The organism is Pseudomonas peli, assembly GCF_050563605.1.
Lineage (GTDB): Bacteria > Pseudomonadota > Gammaproteobacteria > Pseudomonadales > Pseudomonadaceae > Aquipseudomonas > Aquipseudomonas peli_A.
On the sequence record NZ_JBNXUH010000003.1, the window covers coordinates 125,940 to 143,464 of the forward strand.

Below are 17,525 nucleotides of genomic sequence, written 5' to 3' on the forward strand. Positions count from 1 at the left end.
CTAACCCAAGGCCCGTTTCATTGCTCCAGCGCATTGACCGGGCCTTGCTGCTTTGCCCATGCTGCCAACCTTCAATCTGCCCTGAAGGAACGCGCGCATGAAATTGGAAACCCTGGCCATCCACGCCGGCTACAGCCCCGACCCGACCACCAAGGCGGTGGCAGTGCCGATCTATCAGACCAGCTCCTTTGCCTTCGATGACACCCAGCACGGTGCCGACCTGTTCGACCTGAAGGTTGCCGGCAACATCTATTCGCGGATCATGAATCCGACCAACGCTGTGCTCGAAGAGCGCGTGGCGGCGTTGGAAGGCGGCGTCGGCGCGCTGGCCGTGGCTTCGGGCATGGCCGCCATCACCTACGCGATCCAGACCGTGGCCGAGGTTGGCGACAACATCGTCTCGGTGGCCAAACTCTACGGCGGCACCTACAACCTGTTGGCCCACACCCTGCCGCGCTTCGGCATCCAGACCCGCTTTGCCGCTCATGACGACATCGCCGCCCTCGAAGCGCTGATCGACGAGCGCACCAAAGCCGTGTTCTGCGAATCCATCGGCAACCCGGCCGGCAATATAGTCGACCTCGCCGCCCTGGCCGCTGCCGCGCACCGCCATGGCGTGCCGCTGATAGTCGACAACACTGTGGCCACGCCGATCCTCTGCCGGCCGTTCGAGCATGGCGCCGACATCGTCGTGCACTCGCTGACCAAGTACATCGGCGGCCACGGCACCAGCATCGGCGGCATCGTCGTCGACTCCGGCAAGTTCCCCTGGGCGGACAACAAGACGCGCTTCCCGCTGCTCAACACCCCGGACCCGTCCTACCACGGCGTGACCTACACCGAAGCTTTCGGCCCGGCGGCCTTTATCGGTCGCTGCCGCGTGGTGCCGCTGCGCAATACCGGCGCGGCGCTGTCGCCGTTCAATGCCTTCCTTATCCTGCTGGGGCTGGAAACCCTGGCCCTGCGCATGGAGCGCCACTGCGAGAACGCGCTGAAGGTCGCCCATTACCTGCAGAACCACCCGCAGGTGGCCTGGGTGAAATACGCCGGCCTGCCGGATCATCCCGAGCATGAGCTGGCCCTGCGCTACACCGGCGGCAAGCCAGCCTCGATCCTCTCCTTCGGCATCGTCGGCGGCCAGGCTGCCGGCGCGCGCTTTATCGACGCGCTGCAGCTGGTGGTGCGCCTGGTCAATATCGGCGATGCCAAATCGTTGGCCTGCCACCCGGCTTCGACCACGCACCGCCAGCTGAATGACGAAGAGCTGGAACGCGCCGGCGTGCCGCGTGACATGGTGCGCCTGTCGATCGGCATCGAGCACAGCGACGATATCCTCGCCGACCTGGCCCAGGCACTGGACGCTGCGGCGAGCTGATCGCCCTTGATATCCGCGCAAGCGACTCCAGATAAGGGATAACCGCCTCTGGAGTCGCCCATGTCTAACCCCCTGCTGATCCCCTGCCCACACTGCAACGGTCTCAATCGCATTCCCGCCGAGCGCCTGGGCGATGCGCCACGCTGTGGCCGTTGCAAATCGGAAGTGCTACCCAGCAAACCCTTCGACCTGACCCAAGCCAACTTCGATGCGCAGAACAAGGGTGACCTGCCGCTGCTGATTGATGTGTGGGCGAGCTGGTGCGGCCCCTGCCGTAGTTTTGCGCCAATCTATGAACAGGCCGCCGCGCAGCTACAGGGCCACTGCCGCCTGAGCAAGCTGGACAGTGAAGCCAACCCACAGCTGTCCGCCGAAATGGGCATCCGCTCAATCCCGACGCTGATACTGCTCAAGGGCGGTGTGGAAGTTGCCCGGCAGAGCGGCGCACTGCCCTTGCCGCAATTGCTCGGTTGGTTGCGTCAGCAGGGTATCTAACAGACCGCGCTGAGCGGATTGGTCAATCTCGCACCGCCACTGCGGTCATTACCCTGCCATCGACCAACCCTTAGGCTGGCTGCACAACAACAATTGTGGAGCCAAGCATGACGATGCCTATCGAACTGGTGCGCCAGCTCACCGAAGAACAGATTGCCTTTGTCCAGCGCAGCGGACTCAAGGCCGAAGTGCTGGAAGTTGGTCACGTGCGTCTGCTGATGCCACTGACGGGTAACCAGAACCATATCGGCAGCATGTACGCCGGTGCGCTGTTCACCCTGGCGGAAATTCCCGGCGGCGCGCTGTTTCTCACCAGCTTCGATGCCCAGCGTTTCTACCCCATCATCAAGGAAATGAACCTGCGCTTTCGCCGCCCAGCAACCGGCGATATTCGGGTCGAAGCGCGCCTTACAGCGGAAGAAATCCAGCAGCTGCAAAAGCAGGCAACAGAACTCGGCAAAGCCGAGTATGTTTTACAGTTGCAGCTAACCGATGAGAGTGGTGAAGTAGTGGTCGAGAGTCGCGGCTTGTACCAATTACGCGCACGCTGACGCCTGACCTTGCCCTGGGTCAAAAGTCCAGCTATGACTCGAGGTCACAATAAATGTGCCGACATGCATCGGCAGGAGAACGCCGACCATGCCCAGTCACATCCTTATTGCCCACGACCTGCGCGACACTGCCGACATGGCGCTGTGCCGCGCCACGCAGCTGGCCAAGCAATTCAAAGCCAAACTGACCATCCTGCATGTACTCGACCCGAGCAAAAGCAGCCAGGAGCATGAGCAGGCCAAGCAGGCGCTGGACCGCAGCCTGACCCAGTACGCCCCGGCCGGCAGCCAGCTGCTGATCCGCACCGGCATCAAACCCTCGGAAGTGGTGCTGCAGCAGCTTAATGAGCTGGGTTGCGACCTGCTGGTACTCGGCGGCCATCACCAGCGCCACGACTTCTTCTCCGGCACCAGCCTCGACCGCATTGCGCGCAATTGCCCGGTGCCGCTGCTGCTGGTCGCGCGTAACGATTCGAACCCATATGAGCGCGCCTTGGCCGCCATCGACTTCTCGCTCTGCGCCTGCAGCGCCCTCGGCCAGGCTTACCGCCTGCTGCCGGAAGCCGCCGAGCTGCACGCCCTGCATGTATTCGAACCGGACAAGGGCACGCCCAAGCAGGTCGAAGCGCAACTGAACACGCAGAAAGCCCTGATCAACCAGTTGCTGGAAGATGAAGCGCAAAACCTGCCGGAGAAAGGCCCGACCCTGACTCACTCGGTGGAGCAAGGCGGCATCCTGCGCTGCCTGCAAGCGCGCCTGAAAAGCACCAACACCGAACTGCTGGTACTCGGCAGCCACGGCCGCAGCGCACTGTCGCAAGCCCTACTCGGCAGCCTGGCGCAGCACTTCCTGCACAAGGCGCCCTGCGACATTTACGTCGTCCGTTAGGTTTTCTCCGCCCAACAAAAAAGCTGCCTAGGCAGCTTTTTTGTTTGTCGCGTAACGATCAGTTGGCGTTGAGCAAATCATGCAGCTCGACAAACTGCTGGGTCAGCTTGTGGCTGCGGTCCAGGTAGATCAGCGGCGTACAGGCCTGGTGCGATTCGCGCATCTTCACCGAACTCATCAGATTGACCGGCAGCACCGGCAAGCCCTCGGCGACCAGTTCATCGAGCAGCTGCTGCGGCAGCGTGGCGCGCGGCTGGAACTGGTTGACCACGATGCCTTCGACCTCCAGGCCCTCGTTATGGTCTTCCTTGAGTTCTTCAATCTCGCGCAGCAGACCATACAACGCCTGACGCGAGAAGCTGTCGCAGTCAAACGGGATCAGCACACGGTCAGCGGCGATCAACGCGGAGACGGTGTAGAAATTCAGCGCCGGCGGTGTGTCGAGATAGATGCGCTCGTAATCCTCGCTGAGGTCTTCGAGCAGTTTGCGCAGTTTGTTGATCTTGTGTTTCTGCTCAAGCTTGGGCTGCAGATCGGCCAGTTCGGCGGTGGCGGTGACCACATGCAGGTTTTCGAACGGCGTTTCGTAGATATCCACGCTGCCTTTCTTACCGAACGGAGCCGATGACAGCGTGCCCTTGAAGAACTCGGCAATACCCATGGGGATGTCCTCACCGGTCAGGCCGGTGAGGTAATGGGTCGAATTGGCCTGGGCGTCCAGGTCGATCAGCAGCGTGCGATAGCCCTGAGAAGCGCTTACCGCGGCCAGGTTGCAGGCAATACTGGACTTACCCACACCGCCCTTCTGATTGAAGATCACGCGCCGCATGAAATACCCCCTGAATCCTGCATAAACCCCGAAATGGTCCCGGATTCTATGCAAACTACGTGACAAGGGCGAGATTTTCGGCAAACCCGCGCCGCCTCCGGTCAGAACAGCAGGCGGCGGATTTGCGCACGACCCACGCGGTCTGGATAATGCCAGCACTTCGCCACACCTGCTGCCAAGCCCTTCGCTGGTTGCGGCTGGCTGTAGCCGACACGGACGCGCACCGCGTGACACATTTCAGGATCGAACAATGGCGTGCCTGGGCTCCTGGCCTGGACAGCACGGCTGACTGGTGCGCCTGGCATCAGGCACCCTCGCGCCTGGTGGATGCTGGCCAGCAACCGGATGTCAGCGCACTGCCGGCCATGCAGCGCCGGCGCCTGAGCCGTCTGGCGCGAATGGCCTTTCACGTCGCCTGGCCACTGGCCGAAGCGCACCCGCAATTGCCCATGGTGTTCGCCAGCCGGCATGGCGAAACCCCACGCACCCTGACGATTCTGACCGACCTGGCGCATGGCGAGCCGCTGTCGCCGACCCAGTTCAGCCTCTCGGTGCATAACGCGATCATCGGCCTGTGGTCGATCCAGCGCGGCGACCATAGCGAAATGACCGCCCTGGCCGGCGCCGGTGATGGCCTGGAAAACGCCATACTGGAAGCCTGCGGCATGCTCCACGACGGCGCACCTGCGGTGCTGCTGGTGATTGCCGAGGAAACCCCACCCGAGCTTTACGCGCCTTTTATCGATGACGTGCCGTTTCCCTATGCCGTTGGCCTGCTGCTAACGCCGGGTGATGACTGGCAGCTGCAACTAAACCGGGGCGAAGGCGCCGGTAGCGAATGGCCCCACGCTCTCAACCTGGTCCGCGCCCTGTGCAGCGACCAGCCGACCCTGCAGCACCACTGGAAGAGCCGACAATGGACCTGGTCACGCAACAAGGCCTGAGCCGTTACAGCGCGCCCTATGTCTGGCGGCTGATTGCCACGGCCCTGAGTTTCAGCCTGTTCGGCATCGGCGGCGTACTGCTGCGCGTGCTGATCTTCCCGCTGCTGGCCCTGCTTCCGGGTGATGCTCTGAGCCGGCGCACCCGCGCTCGCGCGGTGGTCAGTAAGACCTTCTACCTGTTCGTGCGCTTTATGTACCGCAGCGGCGTACTGACCTACGAGGTCGAAGGCATCGAGCGCCTCGGCCAGCCAGGGCAGATGGTCATCGCCAACCACCCCTCCTTGATCGACGTGGTGGTGCTGATCGCCTTTATTCGCGACGCCAACTGTGTGGTCAAACAGAGCCTGTGGGATAACCCGAGCATGCGCGGGCCCCTGCGCGCGGCCCACTACATCAGCAACAGCGGCAGCATGGACATGCTCGATGAAGCGGCCGGCGCGCTGCAAAGCGGCCAGACCCTGGTGATCTTCCCCGAAGGTACGCGCACCACGCCGGGGCAGGCACCGGAATTTCATCGCGGCGCAGCAGCTATCGCCATTCGCGGCGCGCGTATCGTCACCCCGGTGGCAATCAGCGTCAGCCCCACCACCCTGACCAAGGCCGAGCCCTGGTACAGCATTCCGTCGCGCCGTTTTCACATTCGTCTGCGCGTAGGCGAGGATATTGACCCACAACAGTTCAATGCCATGGGGCCGCCGCCGATAGCCTCACGCAAACTCAACGATTTTCTGCACCAACACTTTATGAAGGAGCTCGCCAAAGATGAGCGATTTGCAGCTGGAAATTAAGAACCTGATCATCGACGCCCTCGGCCTCGAAGACATGGCTGCCGAAGACATCGCCGCCGACCTGACCCTGTTCGGTGAAGGCCTGGGGCTGGACTCGGTAGACGCCCTGGAACTCGGCCTGGCCATCCAGAAACGTTTCGGTATCAAGATCGACGCCGAAGCCAAAGACACCCGCAAGCACTTTGCCAACGTAGCCAGCCTGGCGGCATTCGTGTCATCGCAACAGACCGCCTGAGGAAGCCGCCGATGCAAACCCGTGAAGAGATTTTCGACACCCTGCGCGACGCGCTGGTCGAGTTGTTCGAGTTGGACGCCGAACGTATTACGCCGGAAGCCAACCTCTATCAGGACCTTGAGATCGATAGCATTGACGCTGTGGACCTGATCGACCATATCAAGCGCCAGACCGGCAAAAAGCTCGCAGCCGAGGAGTTCAAGGCTGTGCGCACCGTCGGTGACGTGGTCGAGGCGGTGCTGCAGCTGGTCAACGCCCCAGCCAGCGAATAATGAGTCGTCTATTTGGCCTGCTCCTGCTGCTGGCCGGGCTGCTCTATCCCTTTGCCGTGTACTACGGCATGGAGCATCTGTCGCCACGCCTGTTCGCCGCCGTGCTCGGCGGCCTGTGGCTGGTGCGTGCGCTAAGCCAGTGGGGCAAACCCGGCAACCGCTGGATGACCGCCGTGGCCCTGGGGTTCTGCCTGTTGCTGGGCCTCGCCGGTGAGCCTGAGCTGCTGCGCTGGTATCCGGTGCTGCTCAACGGCCTGCTGTTGGCGCTGTTCGGCCTTAGCCTGAAATTCGGCCCACCGCTGATCGAGCGTCTGGCGCGCCTGACCGAGCCGCAGCTGCCAGAAGTGGCGATCCGCTATACGCGCCTGGTTACCGCCGTCTGGGCCTGGTTCTTCCTGGCCAACGGCCTGGTGGTAGTGGCGCTGAATTTCTGGGCGCCGCTGAGCTGGTGGACGCTGTATACCGGGCTGATTGCCTACGGCCTGATGGGCCTGCTGTTTGCCGGCGAGTGGCTGGTGCGCCAGCGTGTAAGGAGACATGAATGAACTGGCTGCCCCTCGAGCATCTGCTGCTCGAAGCCCACCCCGGTCGCGCAGTAACCGCAGACCTGGATCACCCCCAACTGCGCCAGCACGCCCTGCAATTGGCGGCTGAGCTGCAAGGCCGTGGCGTAAAACGCCTGGCGCTGTACCTCGACGACGCCGGTGAGCTGGCCATCGTCCTGCTGGCCGCCTGGCGCGCCGGGATTGCCGTACTGCTGCCGGCCGATGCCCAGCCGCAGACCCGCCAGCGTATGAGTACGCAGTGTGACCTGTGGCTGGACAACCTGAATGACCTGCTTAGCCCCGAAAACGCTGCACTGCCAGCGGCCCCGCTTGATCTCGACGAGTGCCAGCTAACCCTGTGCACCTCCGGTTCCAGCGGCGAAGCCAAACTGATCGACAAATCCCTGCGCCAGTTGGCCAATGAAGTGACCGCCCTGGAGCAACTGTGGGGCGAACAACTGGGCAGTGCGACCATCCTCGGCAGCGTCGCCACCCAGCATATCTACGGCCTGCTGTTTCGCGTGCTCTGGCCACTGTGCGCCGGCCGCGCTTTTCTGCGCCGCGCCCAGCCGTTCCCCGAAGATTTACAGCGCGAAAGCCTGGCCAGCGGTACTGATTTTGCCTGGATCGCGAGCCCAGCACTATTGAAACGCATGGGCGACAACCTTAATTGGTCAGCGCTGCGTGCGGTGCGTCAGGTGTTCTCCTCCGGCGGCGCGCTGCCAGCCGAAACCGCCGCCGAACTGCAGACCCTGCTCGGCCAATGGCCCACGGAAATCTACGGCAGCTCGGAAACCGGTGGTATCGCCTGGCGCCAGGGCGGCGAGCTGTGGACGCCCTTTGCCGGTGTCGAACTGGGACAGAACGGCGAAGGTGCGCTGCACCTGACGTCGCCCTACCTACCGGCCGGCCACCGCGAGCAGACCGCCGATGCTGTCGAGCTACAGACCGATGGCCGCTTTGCCCTGCGCGGCCGCCTGGACCGGATTATCAAGCTGGAAGAAAAACGTATCTCCCTGCCCATGCTCGAACAGGCGCTGAGCAGCCACGAATGGCTCAGCGACGCACGCCTCGGCGTGGTGCAGGAAGGCCGCGCTTACCTCGGCGCGCTGGTGGCCTTGAGCCCGGCCGGCCTGCATGCGCTGCGCAACCAGGGACGCAAGACCGTCACCGAAGCCCTGCGCCGCCATCTGGCCGGCCATTGCGAAACCATCGCCCTGCCCCGCCGCTGGCGATTGCTCGCCCAGTTGCCCTACAACAACCAGGGCAAACTGGCGCAAGCCACTGTCGAAGCATTGCTCGCCGCGCCACGGCCGACCCAGGTGGAACCGTTGTCGGCTGTCGAACAGGACGGCGAATGGCAGCTGGAGTTGGTGGTGCCGCTGGATCTCGCCCACTTCACCGGGCACTTCCCACAGACCCCGGTACTGCCCGGCGTGGTGCAGGTCGACTGGGCGCAGCAACTGGCGCGCAGCCTGATAAAAGACCTGCCGCCGCGCTTCAGTGGCATGGAAGTGCTGAAATTCCAGCAACTGGTACGCCCCGGCGATCAGCTGCAACTGACCCTGCGTTTCGACGCCGCGCGCGGCAAGCTGTACTTCGCCTTCCGCAACGGCGAAGCACCCTGCTCGTCCGGGCGGATTTTGCTGGGGGCTGCCAGTGCATAGGCCCTGCGCGGTGATCCCGGTCTACAACCACGAACACGCGCTGCCCGTGGTGGTTGATGCTCTGCGCGCGGCGGGTCTGCCCTGCGTGCTGGTGGACGATGCCTCCAGCCCAGCCTGCGCAGCGGTAATGGATCAGCTGGCCACACAGCCCGATACCCACCTGCTGCGCCTGCCGGTCAATCAGGGCAAGGGCGGCGCGGTAATGGCCGGTCTGCGTGAAGCGGCTCGTCTGGGCTTTAGCCATGCGCTGCAGGTGGACGCCGATGGCCAGCACGACCTCAGCGACCTACCGCGTTTTATCCAAGCCTCGCAAGCCGCACCGCAAGCGCTGATCTGCGGCTACCCGCAGTACGACGAGAGCGTGCCGAAAGGCCGCCTCTACGCGCGCTACCTGACCCACGTCTGGGTGTGGATCAACACTCTATCGCTGAGCATTCGCGACTCCATGTGCGGCTTTCGCGTGTACCCGCTGCCCGCCACCCTGGCGCTGATCGACATGGTAAACATCGGCAAGCGCATGGATTTCGACACCGAGATTCTGGTGCGCCTGGCCTGGCGCAATCAGCCGATGCACTGGCTGCCGACCAAGGTGCACTACCCGCTGGACGGCCTCTCGCACTTTCGCCTGTGGCACGACAACGTGCTGATCTCGAAGATGCACGCCAAGCTGTTCTTCGGCATGTTGCTGCGCGCCCCGCAGATTCTCTGGCGCAGGTGCCGCGCATGAGTGGCCAGCAGCACTGGGCCGGGCAGCGCGAGCGCGGCAGTTTTATCCTGATGAAATTCACCGCGCTGCTGGCGCGCCTGCTCGGCCGTCGGCTGATCAGTCCGCTGCTGTACCTGATCGTGCTGTATTTCTACCTGTTCGGTGCCAAGGCGCGGCGCAGCATCCGTCAGTACCAGCGCAACCTGGCCAACTGGAGCGGCCGCGCCGAGCTGCAGCCCACTCGCCAGTCGGTATTTCGTCATTTCATGAGCTTCGCCGACACCCTGCTGGACAAGCTCGATGTGTGGAACGGCAAACTCGGTCTGGAACAGGTGACCCTGATCGACCCAGGCAATGCCTGCGCTCAGCTGCACCAGCAAGGCCGTGGCCAGATGCTGGTGGCCGCGCACCTGGGCAATCTGGAAGTCTGCCGCGCCCTGGCCGAACTCGGCGAGCAGGTGACGATGAACGTGCTGGTGCACACCAAACACGCCGAACAGTTCAACCGCCTGCTCGGCGAGGCCGGTGCCACCCACCTGCGCCTGATTCAGGTCAGTGAGCTGGACGCGGCAATCATGCTGCAATTGTCCGAGCGTCTGGAGCGCGGCGAATGGCTGGCGATTGCCGGTGACCGCGTACCGCTCAAGGGCAGCCGCAAGGTCAGCGTGAACTTCCTCGGCAAGCCCGCCGCCTTCCCGCAAGGCCCGTGGTTGCTGGCCGGGCTGCTGCAATGCCCGGTCAACCTGATTCACTGCCTGAAAATCGACAAACGCTATCAGGTGATCATCGAACCCTTCGCCGAGCGCCTGCACTGGAAGCGCAGCGAACGGGATGAGGTGATCCGCCACTGGACCCAGCGCTACGCCGACCAGCTCGCGCAACGCTGCCTGGATGCGCCCCTGCAATGGTTCAATTTCTACCCGTTCTGGAATGAAGATGACGACAAATCAGCCTGATCCCATCGTATTCGGCGAACGCCCCCTTAGCATCGAGCAGGTTGTCGCCCTGGCCAGCCGCAGCGCCCCGGCGCAACTGCAGAGCGATGCCGCCTACCGCGAAAAAATCGCCAAGGGCGCGCGTTTTCTCGACAGCCTGCTGGACAAGGAAGGCGTGATCTACGGCGTCACCACCGGCTACGGCGACTCCTGCGTGGTGGCTGTGCCGCTGCATCAAGTCGAGGCGCTGCCGCGTCACCTCTACACCTTCCACGGCTGCGGCTTAGGCAAGCTGCTGGATGAAGCCAGCACCCGCGCAGTCCTGGCTGCACGTTTGCAGTCGCTGTGTCAGGGCGTTTCCGGCGTGCGCGTCGAGCTGCTGGAACGCCTGCAGGCGTTTCTCGAATTTGATGTGCTGCCGCTGATTCCGGAAGAAGGTTCGGTGGGCGCCAGCGGCGATCTGACGCCGCTGTCCTATGTCGCCGCAACCCTGAGCGGTGAACGCGAAGTGATGTTTAAAGGTGAGCGCCGCAGCGCCGCCGATGTGCATAAGGAACTCGGCTGGACGCCGCTGACCCTGCGCCCAAAAGAAGCCCTGGCGCTGATGAACGGCACCGCAGTGATGACCGCCCTGGCCTGCCAGGCGTTCTCCCGTGCCGATTACCTGCTCAAGCTGGCCACCCGTATCACCGCGCTTAACGTGGTGGCGCTGGAGGGCAATCCGGAGCACTTCGACGAGCGCCTGTTCGCCGCCAAGCCGCACCCAGGGCAGATGCAAGTCGCCGCCTGGCTGCGTCAGGATCTGGCCATCGACGCGCCGACCGCGCCACTGCACCGCCTGCAGGACCGCTACTCGCTGCGCTGCGCACCCCATGTGCTCGGTGTGCTGGCCGACAGCCTGGGCCTGCTGCGACAATTTATCGAGATCGAACTGAACAGCGCCAACGACAACCCGCTGATCGACGCCGAAGCCGAGCGCGTGCTGCACGGCGGGCACTTCTACGGCGGGCATATCGCCTTCGCCATGGACAGCCTGAAAAACCTGGTGGGCAACGTTGCCGATCTGCTCGACCGCCAGCTCGCCCTGCTGGTCGACACCCGCTACAACCACGGCCTGCCGAGCAACCTGTCCGGCGCGCCAAGCGTCAGCGCGATGATCAACCACGGCTTCAAGGCCGTGCAGATTGGTACCAGCGCCTGGACCGCCGAGGCCCTGAAAAACACCATGCCAGCCAGCGTGTTCTCGCGCTCCACCGAATGCCATAACCAGGACAAGGTGAGCATGGGCACCATCGCCGCCCGCGACGCCCTGCGCAGCCTGGAGCTGACCGAGCAGGTCGCAGCCGCCACCCTGCTGGCCGCCAACCAGGGCGTGTGGCTGCGTCAGCGCGACGGCAAGAACGACATCCCCGCGCCGATCACCGCCATGCGTGAACAGCTGGCCGTGGACTTCCACCCGGTGATCGAAGACCGCGCCCTGGAAGCCGAGCTGCGTCTGTGCCTGGTGCGTATCCGCGCGCAGCACTGGAGGCTCTATGCGTAGCAAAGGCGTATTGCAGGCGGAAATCGAACTGCAGGTGCCGTTCTTCGACGTCGACATGATGGAAGTGGTCTGGCACGGCCACTACGTCAAATACTTCGAAGAGGCGCGCTGCGCCCTGCTCGACAAGCTCGGCCACAACTACGTGCAGATGCGTGACGCCGGCTACGCCTGGCCGGTGATCGACCTGCAGCTGCGCTATATCCGTGGCGCGCAGTTCGGCCAGAAGATCATCGTGCGCGCCGATCTGGTTGAGTGGGAAAACCGTCTGAAGATCAACTACCTGATCACGGATTCCACCACAGGCGAACGTATGACCCGGGGCAGCAGCGTGCAGGTGGCGGTGGAAATCGCCACCCGCGAGATGCAGTTCGCTTCGCCCAAAGTGCTGATCGACGCCGTTGCAAAGGTGCTGGCGTGAAACGCCTGCTGGCAGGCCTCGGCCTTTGGCTGCTGAGCCAGAATGCGCTGGCCTTTGACCTCGACCAGCTCAGCGCCCAGCTGGCCAAGCCCGCCGTGGTACGCGGCCCGCTGATTCAGGAAAAACACCTGCGCGCCCTGCCGCAGCCGCTGACCAGCCGTGGCCAGTTCGTACTGAGCCGCGACCTCGGCCTGCTCTGGCAGCTGCAAAGCCCACTCAAGCAGGATTACCGCATCGACGGCCAGGGCATCGCCAAACTCACGCCCAGCGGCTGGCAACAACAGCCGGGACAGGATGTCGCCGCCCAGCAGAGCCGGCTGTTTCTCGCCGTGCTCAAAGGCGACCATAGCGGCCTGTCCAAAGATTTCCAGCTGCAACTGAGTGGCACCGCCGAGGCCTGGCAACTGCGCCTGGTGCCGAACTCGGTGTTGCTCAAACAGATTTTCAGCCGCATCCAGATCGATGGCGGCGCCCTGGTGCAGCGCATCGAGCTGCATGAAACCCAGGGCGACCACAGCGTGCTGCGCTTACCCGAAAGCCAGGCAGGCGATGCCTTGAGCGAACAGGAGCGGCGCGACTTTGCCCAGTGAACGCTGGCTGCCGCGCGGCTTTCTGCTGCTGCTCGCGGCGCTGCTGGCGCTTGCCGCCTGGCAGTGGCGCAACGGCCCGCCCGTAGCCGCGGATATGCTCGCGCTATTGCCGGCCGGTAGCGGCGATGCCCTGGTGCAGCAGGCCGAACAACGTATGCAGGAGCCGCTCAATCGCGACCTGCTGCTGTTGATCGGCCACCCGCAGCGCGACCAGGCGATTGCCCTGGTGCAGCAGGTGGGCGAGCAATGGCGCGGCAGCGGCCGTTTCGCCCAGGTGCAGTGGAGCGTCGACAGCGACCTCGCTGCGCTGCGCGATTACCTGCGCAGCAACCGCCTGGCCCTGCTGCCGACAGCAGATCGCCAGCTGCTGCTGGAACGACCGCAACAACTGATCGAACAACGCGCCGCCCAGCTATTCGACACCTTCGCGAGTTTCAGCCTGCTTCCCATCGAACAGGATTGGCTGGGCCTTGGCGTCCGTGCGCAACAGGCGCTGAACCCTGGCAGCCGCATCCAGGCCGACCTGAGCAGCGGTGCGCTGCTGCTGGAAGAGCCGGGTATGACCTGGGCCCTGCTGCGTGCCAGCGCCCAGGGCAGCGCCTTCGATATGCAGGAGCCGCCGCTGATTGCCGCACAGGTCGCCGCTACCCGTGCACAGATCGAAACAGCCGGCGGCCAACTGCTGGCGGCCGGTGGCGTGTTGTATGCCGCCGCTGGGCAGGCCAAGGCCACCCGCGAAATCAGCCTGATTGGCGGCGGCGCCACCCTCGGCACCTTGCTGTTGTTGTTGCTGGCCTTCCGCCGCGTGCGGGTGCTGGTCAGCCTGTTGCCGATTGGCATGGCGCTGTTGGCCGGCTGCACCGCCTGCGTGCTGGTGTTCGGCCAGATCAACGCTCTGACCCTGGTACTGGGCGCCAGCCTGGTCGGGGTCGCCGCCGATTACCCGCAGCACTACCTAAGTAAGAGCTGGAGTAACGCTGAAGGAACGGACGGCTGGACTAGCTGGGGCGCCCTGCGCGCCACCTTGCCGGGCCTGAGCCTGAGCCTGGGCACCAATCTGATCGGCTACCTGGCGCTGGCCTTTACCCCGTTTCCGGCGCTGACCCAGGTCGCGCTGTTCTCCGCCGCTGGGCTGATTGCCGCCTATCTGTGCTCGGTCTGCCTGCTGCCGGCCTGGCTACGTGGCCTGCGGCTAAGCCCATCGCCGCAGCTGCTGAGCCTTAGCCAACGCCTGCTGGCCGGTCGGACACGCCTGTTGGCCAAGGTCGGCAGCGCGCCACTGCTGGCTTTACTGCTGCTGTTTTGCGCCGGCGGGCTGTGGCAGCTGCATACACAGAATGATTTACGCCAGTGGTTGGGCCAGGAACCGGAGCTGCTGACCGAGGCCCAGCGCATCGCCGAGCTGACCGGACAACAGCCCACCAGCCAGTTCTTTCTGGTGCGCGCCGCTAACCCACAGCAGTTGCTGGAGCGCCAGGCGGCGCTAAGCCAGCGTCTGGATCAGGCAGTGCAAAACGGTCAATTACGTGACTACCGCGCCCTGAGCCAACTGGTCGCTCCCGACAGTCAGCTGCAGGAGTTGCGCGCTGCGCTGGGCGCACTGCCGCAGCACTGGCAACCGCTGCTCGACCTGGGCATTCCGCCAGCCGCGCTGCATAACGAACTGCTGGAACTGCAACAGAACAACCAGGCGAGCCTTGAACAAGCCCTGGCCAGCCCCTTGGGCGAGGCCTGGCGACCGCTATGGCTGGGAGCTCATAGCAAGAACGGGGCAGATGCTGTAGCCGGGCTGGTCAGCCTGCAGGGGCTTAGCAACAGCAGCGAACTCAAGCCGCTGGTCGAGGGCCTGCCGGGGGTGCAGCTAGTGGATCGGATCAGCGAACTCAATGCGCTGTTTAGCGCCACCCAACTTAGCGCCGCAGAATTAAAACTCATCTCCAGCGTGGCGATCCTCTTGCTGCTGTGCCTGCCGTTCGGCCTCGGCGGCGCACTGCGGGTGGTCTGCCTGCCGCTGCTGGCGGCGCTAGCGGCGCTGGCCTGCCTCGGTTGGCTGGGCCAGCCGCTGACGCTGTTCAGCCTGTTCGGCCTACTGCTGATCACCGCCATCGGCGTCGATTACGCCATTCTGATGCGCGAAAACATCGGCGGACCGGCAGTCAGCCTGCTCGGCACCCTGCTCTCGGCGCTGACCAGTTGGCTGTCGTTCGGCCTGCTGCTGATTAGCGACACCCCGGCGATTGCCAACTTCGGCCTGGCGATCAGCCTTGGCCTGCTGTTCTGCTTCCTGCTCGCGCCATGGGCCGGTACCCAACAGGTGAGCGCGCCAATTCGTAATCAAGGAATAGCGTCATGAGTGTTATCGGGTTCTGGCTGCTGGCCCTGGCGATCTATGCGCTGGTGGCATGGGTCGGCGGCCGCCGCTTGATTCCCATCGTCGGCCAGTTGCTGGTCGCCAGCCTGGCGATTCCGGCGTTGCTGCTGTTGTGGGTCGAGCCGCACTGGCAGCTCAGCGCCAAGCAGCTGCTCGCGCCGGAATGGCTGAACCTGGCCTACGGCCTGTGTTTCGCGTTGCTGCTGGGCTACATCCTCAGTGATGTGATCGACCTGGAGGTGAATGCCGCCAGCCTGAAAATCGCCCTGCCGAGTTTCCTGGTGCCGATGCTCGCCGGCCTGGCCTGCGCGGTCTGGCTGCTGCCCGGCGAGCGCGACTGGTTGAGCGCGGTGGGCATCGGCCTGCTGTTCTCTATCACCGCGATCCCGGTGCTGTACCTGTTTCTACAGAGCATCGGCTACCCGCTGGAGGCGACCAAACGCCTGCTGCACGCGGCGATCCTGATGGATTTTATGTGCTGGAGCCTGTTCGGCCTGGCCCAGGGCAGCAGCAACCCGGCCACGTTGCTCTGGCCGCTGCTGGCCGCCGGCCTGCCGCTGCTGCTGCGCGCGCTGAAACTGCGTCACGGCCTGCTCTACAGCCTGCCGTTCTTTGCCCTGATGCTGCTGTTCCAGCAACTGGGGCTCAACGCCCTGGTGTTCGGCATCGCCTATATGCTCTGCCTGGCCTGGCTCAAGCAGCCGTTTTGCCTGCCGTTGCCGGCGCGGCACTGGAAGTTGCTGTTGAATGGCCTGGCGGTGCCGCTGATTCTTACCTACGGCGTGCTGCGCGTGGATTTCCACAATATCGGCGCGCACTATTCCTGGCTCTACCTCGGTGCGCTGCTGGTGCTGCCGGTGTTGAGCAAGGTGCTGGGCAGCTGGCTGGGTCTGCACTGGGCCGACCCGGCGGCCTCAAGCCAGATCAAATGGCAGGAAAGCCTGCTGCTGAATATTCGCGGGCTGACCGAAATCGTCTTCCTCAACCTGCTGCTGCAATTGCAGTTGATCGATGCCCTGGTGTATTTCAGCTTGCTGCTGATGAGCCTGTTTTCCACACTGCTGCCAGCCCTGCTCGGCACGCGCCCAGCCACCCATGCCATTAACGAGGCAAGAAGCCGCCATGAAGTCTCTTGAAGTCGAACAACGCCAGGTTGTAGTCATAGGCGCCGGCCCTTCCGGGGCGATTGCCGCGGCGCTGCTCAAGCGTAATGGCCATGACGTGCTGGTACTGGAGCGCCAGCGCTTCCCGCGCTTCTCGATTGGCGAAAGCCTGCTGTCGCATTGCCTGGACTTCGTCGAAGAAGCCGGAATGCTCGACGCGGTGCGTGCGGCAGGTTTTCAGACCAAGCATGGCGCGGCCTTTGGCTGGGGCGAGCGCTACACCGAATTCGATTTCCGCGACACCTTCACCAAGGGTCAGGGTTCGACCTATCAGGTGCTGCGTGCCGACTTCGACAAGCTGCTGGCCGATCAGGCCGAACTGCAGGGCGTGGAAATCCGCTATGAAGAGGAAATCTTCGCCGTCGATTTCAGCGGCGAATGCCCGCGCCTAAGCGTGCGTCGTTTAGCCGATGGCCACGAATATCAGGTCGAATGCGCCTTCGTTCTCGACGGCAGTGGCTACGGCCGCGTGCTGCCGCGCCTGCTCGACCTCGACACGCCGTCCAACTTCCCGGTGCGCCAGGCGGTGTTTACCCACGTCGAAGACCGCAGCGAGGGCACCGGCTTCGACCGCGAGAAGATTCTGATCACCACCCACCCGACCCTGCGCGATGTGTGGTTCTGGACCATCCCGTTCAGCAACGGCCGCTGCTCGGTCGGCGTGGTGGCCGATGCCAGCCGCTATCAGGGTCGCCCGGAAGATCTGGATGCCTGCCTCAAGCAATTTATCGAAGAGACGCCCAGTCTGCACAAGGTGCTGAAGAATGCCGTGTGGGACACCCCGGCGCGCACCATCGGCGGTTACTCGGCTAACGTAAAAACCCTGCACGGCCCAGGCTTTGCCCTACTCGGCAATGCGGCGGAGTTCCTCGATCCGGTGTTTAGCTCCGGAGTGACCATCGCCATGCGTTCGGCAAGCATGGCCGCCGGCGTCCTGCACCGTCAGCTAAGCGGCGAGACGGTGGACTGGGAAAATGAATTCGCCATCCCACTCAAGCGCGGCGTCGACACCTTCCGCGTGTATGTCGAGGGCTGGTACGACGGCAGCTTCCAGGACGTGATCTATTTCGAGAAGGCCCAACCAGAAATCCGCCGGATGATCAGCTCGATCCTCGCCGGCTACGCCTGGGATGAGAAAAACCCCTATGTCGCCGAACCGAAGCGGCGCCTGCGTGTGCTGGCTGAACTCTGCGCCACTAGTCAATAAGG

19 protein-coding genes are annotated in these 17,525 nt (G+C 63.8%); 18 read left to right on the forward strand and 1 reads right to left on the reverse strand.

The features are described from left to right. The first annotated feature begins 97 nt into the window (after positions 1-97). The 4 genes from ACQ4LH_RS05180 to ACQ4LH_RS05195 all read left to right on the forward strand — a co-directional run bounded on the left by ACQ4LH_RS05180 (position 98) and on the right by ACQ4LH_RS05195 (position 3,310). The gene (locus tag ACQ4LH_RS05180) at positions 98-1,375 is read left to right on the forward strand and encodes a bifunctional O-acetylhomoserine aminocarboxypropyltransferase/cysteine synthase (RefSeq protein ID WP_430696232.1); all 1,278 of its coding nucleotides are present in this window, start codon (positions 98-100) and stop codon (positions 1,373-1,375) included. A gap of 60 nt (positions 1,376-1,435) precedes the next feature. Next, positions 1,436-1,870, forward strand: coding sequence for a thioredoxin TrxC (gene trxC, locus ACQ4LH_RS05185; RefSeq protein WP_430696233.1), 435 nt, complete (start codon positions 1,436-1,438; stop codon positions 1,868-1,870). A 107-nt stretch (positions 1,871-1,977) separates the two neighbouring features. After that, a complete protein-coding gene (locus tag ACQ4LH_RS05190) occupies positions 1,978-2,421 on the forward strand; it encodes a YiiD C-terminal domain-containing protein (RefSeq protein WP_430696234.1) in 444 nt (147 codons plus the stop codon). Between the two features lie 88 nt (positions 2,422-2,509). After that, complete coding sequence (locus ACQ4LH_RS05195; RefSeq protein WP_430696235.1) at positions 2,510-3,310, forward strand: universal stress protein; 801 nt, start codon at positions 2,510-2,512, stop codon at positions 3,308-3,310. Positions 3,311-3,368: 58 nt separating this feature from the next. On the opposite strand, the gene ACQ4LH_RS05200 is transcribed toward ACQ4LH_RS05195, so the two are convergent. Beyond that, entirely contained in the window at positions 3,369-4,139 is a 771-nt protein-coding gene (locus ACQ4LH_RS05200) for a ParA family protein (RefSeq protein WP_430696236.1), read from the reverse strand. A 227-nt stretch (positions 4,140-4,366) separates the two neighbouring features. On the opposite strand from ACQ4LH_RS05200, the gene ACQ4LH_RS05205 reads away from it, so the two are divergent. From ACQ4LH_RS05205 to ACQ4LH_RS05270, 14 genes are read left to right on the forward strand one after another with little or no spacing between them, the layout of a single operon-like run. Then, positions 4,367-5,083 (forward strand): beta-ketoacyl synthase chain length factor, encoded by a 717-nt coding sequence (locus tag ACQ4LH_RS05205; RefSeq protein ID WP_430696237.1) that lies wholly within the window; start codon positions 4,367-4,369, stop codon positions 5,081-5,083. Further along, positions 5,056-5,871, forward strand: a complete 816-nt coding sequence (locus ACQ4LH_RS05210) for a lysophospholipid acyltransferase family protein (RefSeq protein ID WP_430696238.1) — start codon at positions 5,056-5,058, stop codon at positions 5,869-5,871. Before ACQ4LH_RS05205 ends, ACQ4LH_RS05210 begins: the two co-directional genes overlap by 28 nt. Next, entirely contained in the window at positions 5,846-6,106 is a 261-nt protein-coding gene (locus tag ACQ4LH_RS05215) for a phosphopantetheine-binding protein (protein ID WP_090249897.1), read from the forward strand. The genes ACQ4LH_RS05210 and ACQ4LH_RS05215 overlap by 26 nt, the downstream gene beginning before the upstream one ends. 11 nt (positions 6,107-6,117) lie before the next feature. After that, positions 6,118-6,378 (forward strand): acyl carrier protein, encoded by a 261-nt coding sequence (locus ACQ4LH_RS05220; RefSeq protein ID WP_090380641.1) that lies wholly within the window; start codon positions 6,118-6,120, stop codon positions 6,376-6,378. After that, entirely contained in the window at positions 6,378-6,923 is a 546-nt protein-coding gene (locus ACQ4LH_RS05225; protein ID WP_430696239.1) for a hypothetical protein, read from the forward strand. The genes ACQ4LH_RS05220 and ACQ4LH_RS05225 overlap by 1 nt, the downstream gene beginning before the upstream one ends. Then, entirely contained in the window at positions 6,920-8,590 is a 1,671-nt protein-coding gene (locus tag ACQ4LH_RS05230) for an AMP-binding protein (RefSeq protein WP_430696240.1), read from the forward strand. The genes ACQ4LH_RS05225 and ACQ4LH_RS05230 overlap by 4 nt, the downstream gene beginning before the upstream one ends. Next, positions 8,583-9,317, forward strand: coding sequence for a glycosyltransferase family 2 protein (locus ACQ4LH_RS05235; protein WP_430696241.1), 735 nt, complete (start codon positions 8,583-8,585; stop codon positions 9,315-9,317). Before ACQ4LH_RS05230 ends, ACQ4LH_RS05235 begins: the two co-directional genes overlap by 8 nt. Beyond that, on the forward strand, positions 9,314-10,252 hold the full coding sequence (locus tag ACQ4LH_RS05240; protein WP_430696242.1) for a glycosyl transferase: 939 nt from the start codon (positions 9,314-9,316) through the stop codon (positions 10,250-10,252). Before ACQ4LH_RS05235 ends, ACQ4LH_RS05240 begins: the two co-directional genes overlap by 4 nt. Next, entirely contained in the window at positions 10,233-11,774 is a 1,542-nt protein-coding gene (locus tag ACQ4LH_RS05245; RefSeq protein WP_430696243.1) for an HAL/PAL/TAL family ammonia-lyase, read from the forward strand. Before ACQ4LH_RS05240 ends, ACQ4LH_RS05245 begins: the two co-directional genes overlap by 20 nt. Further along, positions 11,767-12,192, forward strand: a complete 426-nt coding sequence (locus tag ACQ4LH_RS05250) for an acyl-CoA thioesterase (protein WP_430696244.1) — start codon at positions 11,767-11,769, stop codon at positions 12,190-12,192. Before ACQ4LH_RS05245 ends, ACQ4LH_RS05250 begins: the two co-directional genes overlap by 8 nt. Beyond that, on the forward strand, positions 12,189-12,782 hold the full coding sequence (locus tag ACQ4LH_RS05255; protein ID WP_430696245.1) for an outer membrane lipoprotein carrier protein LolA: 594 nt from the start codon (positions 12,189-12,191) through the stop codon (positions 12,780-12,782). The genes ACQ4LH_RS05250 and ACQ4LH_RS05255 overlap by 4 nt, the downstream gene beginning before the upstream one ends. Next, complete coding sequence (locus tag ACQ4LH_RS05260; protein WP_430696246.1) at positions 12,772-15,135, forward strand: MMPL family transporter; 2,364 nt, start codon at positions 12,772-12,774, stop codon at positions 15,133-15,135. The genes ACQ4LH_RS05255 and ACQ4LH_RS05260 overlap by 11 nt, the downstream gene beginning before the upstream one ends. Further along, positions 15,132-16,289 carry a sodium:proton antiporter gene (locus ACQ4LH_RS05265; RefSeq protein WP_430696247.1) on the forward strand — a complete coding sequence of 386 codons (1,158 nt, stop codon included), beginning with the start codon at positions 15,132-15,134 and terminating at the stop codon, positions 16,287-16,289. The genes ACQ4LH_RS05260 and ACQ4LH_RS05265 overlap by 4 nt, the downstream gene beginning before the upstream one ends. Next, the gene (locus tag ACQ4LH_RS05270; RefSeq protein WP_430696248.1) at positions 16,276-17,523 is read left to right on the forward strand and encodes an NAD(P)/FAD-dependent oxidoreductase; all 1,248 of its coding nucleotides are present in this window, start codon (positions 16,276-16,278) and stop codon (positions 17,521-17,523) included. The genes ACQ4LH_RS05265 and ACQ4LH_RS05270 overlap by 14 nt, the downstream gene beginning before the upstream one ends. Positions 17,524-17,525: the final 2 nt, after the last annotated feature.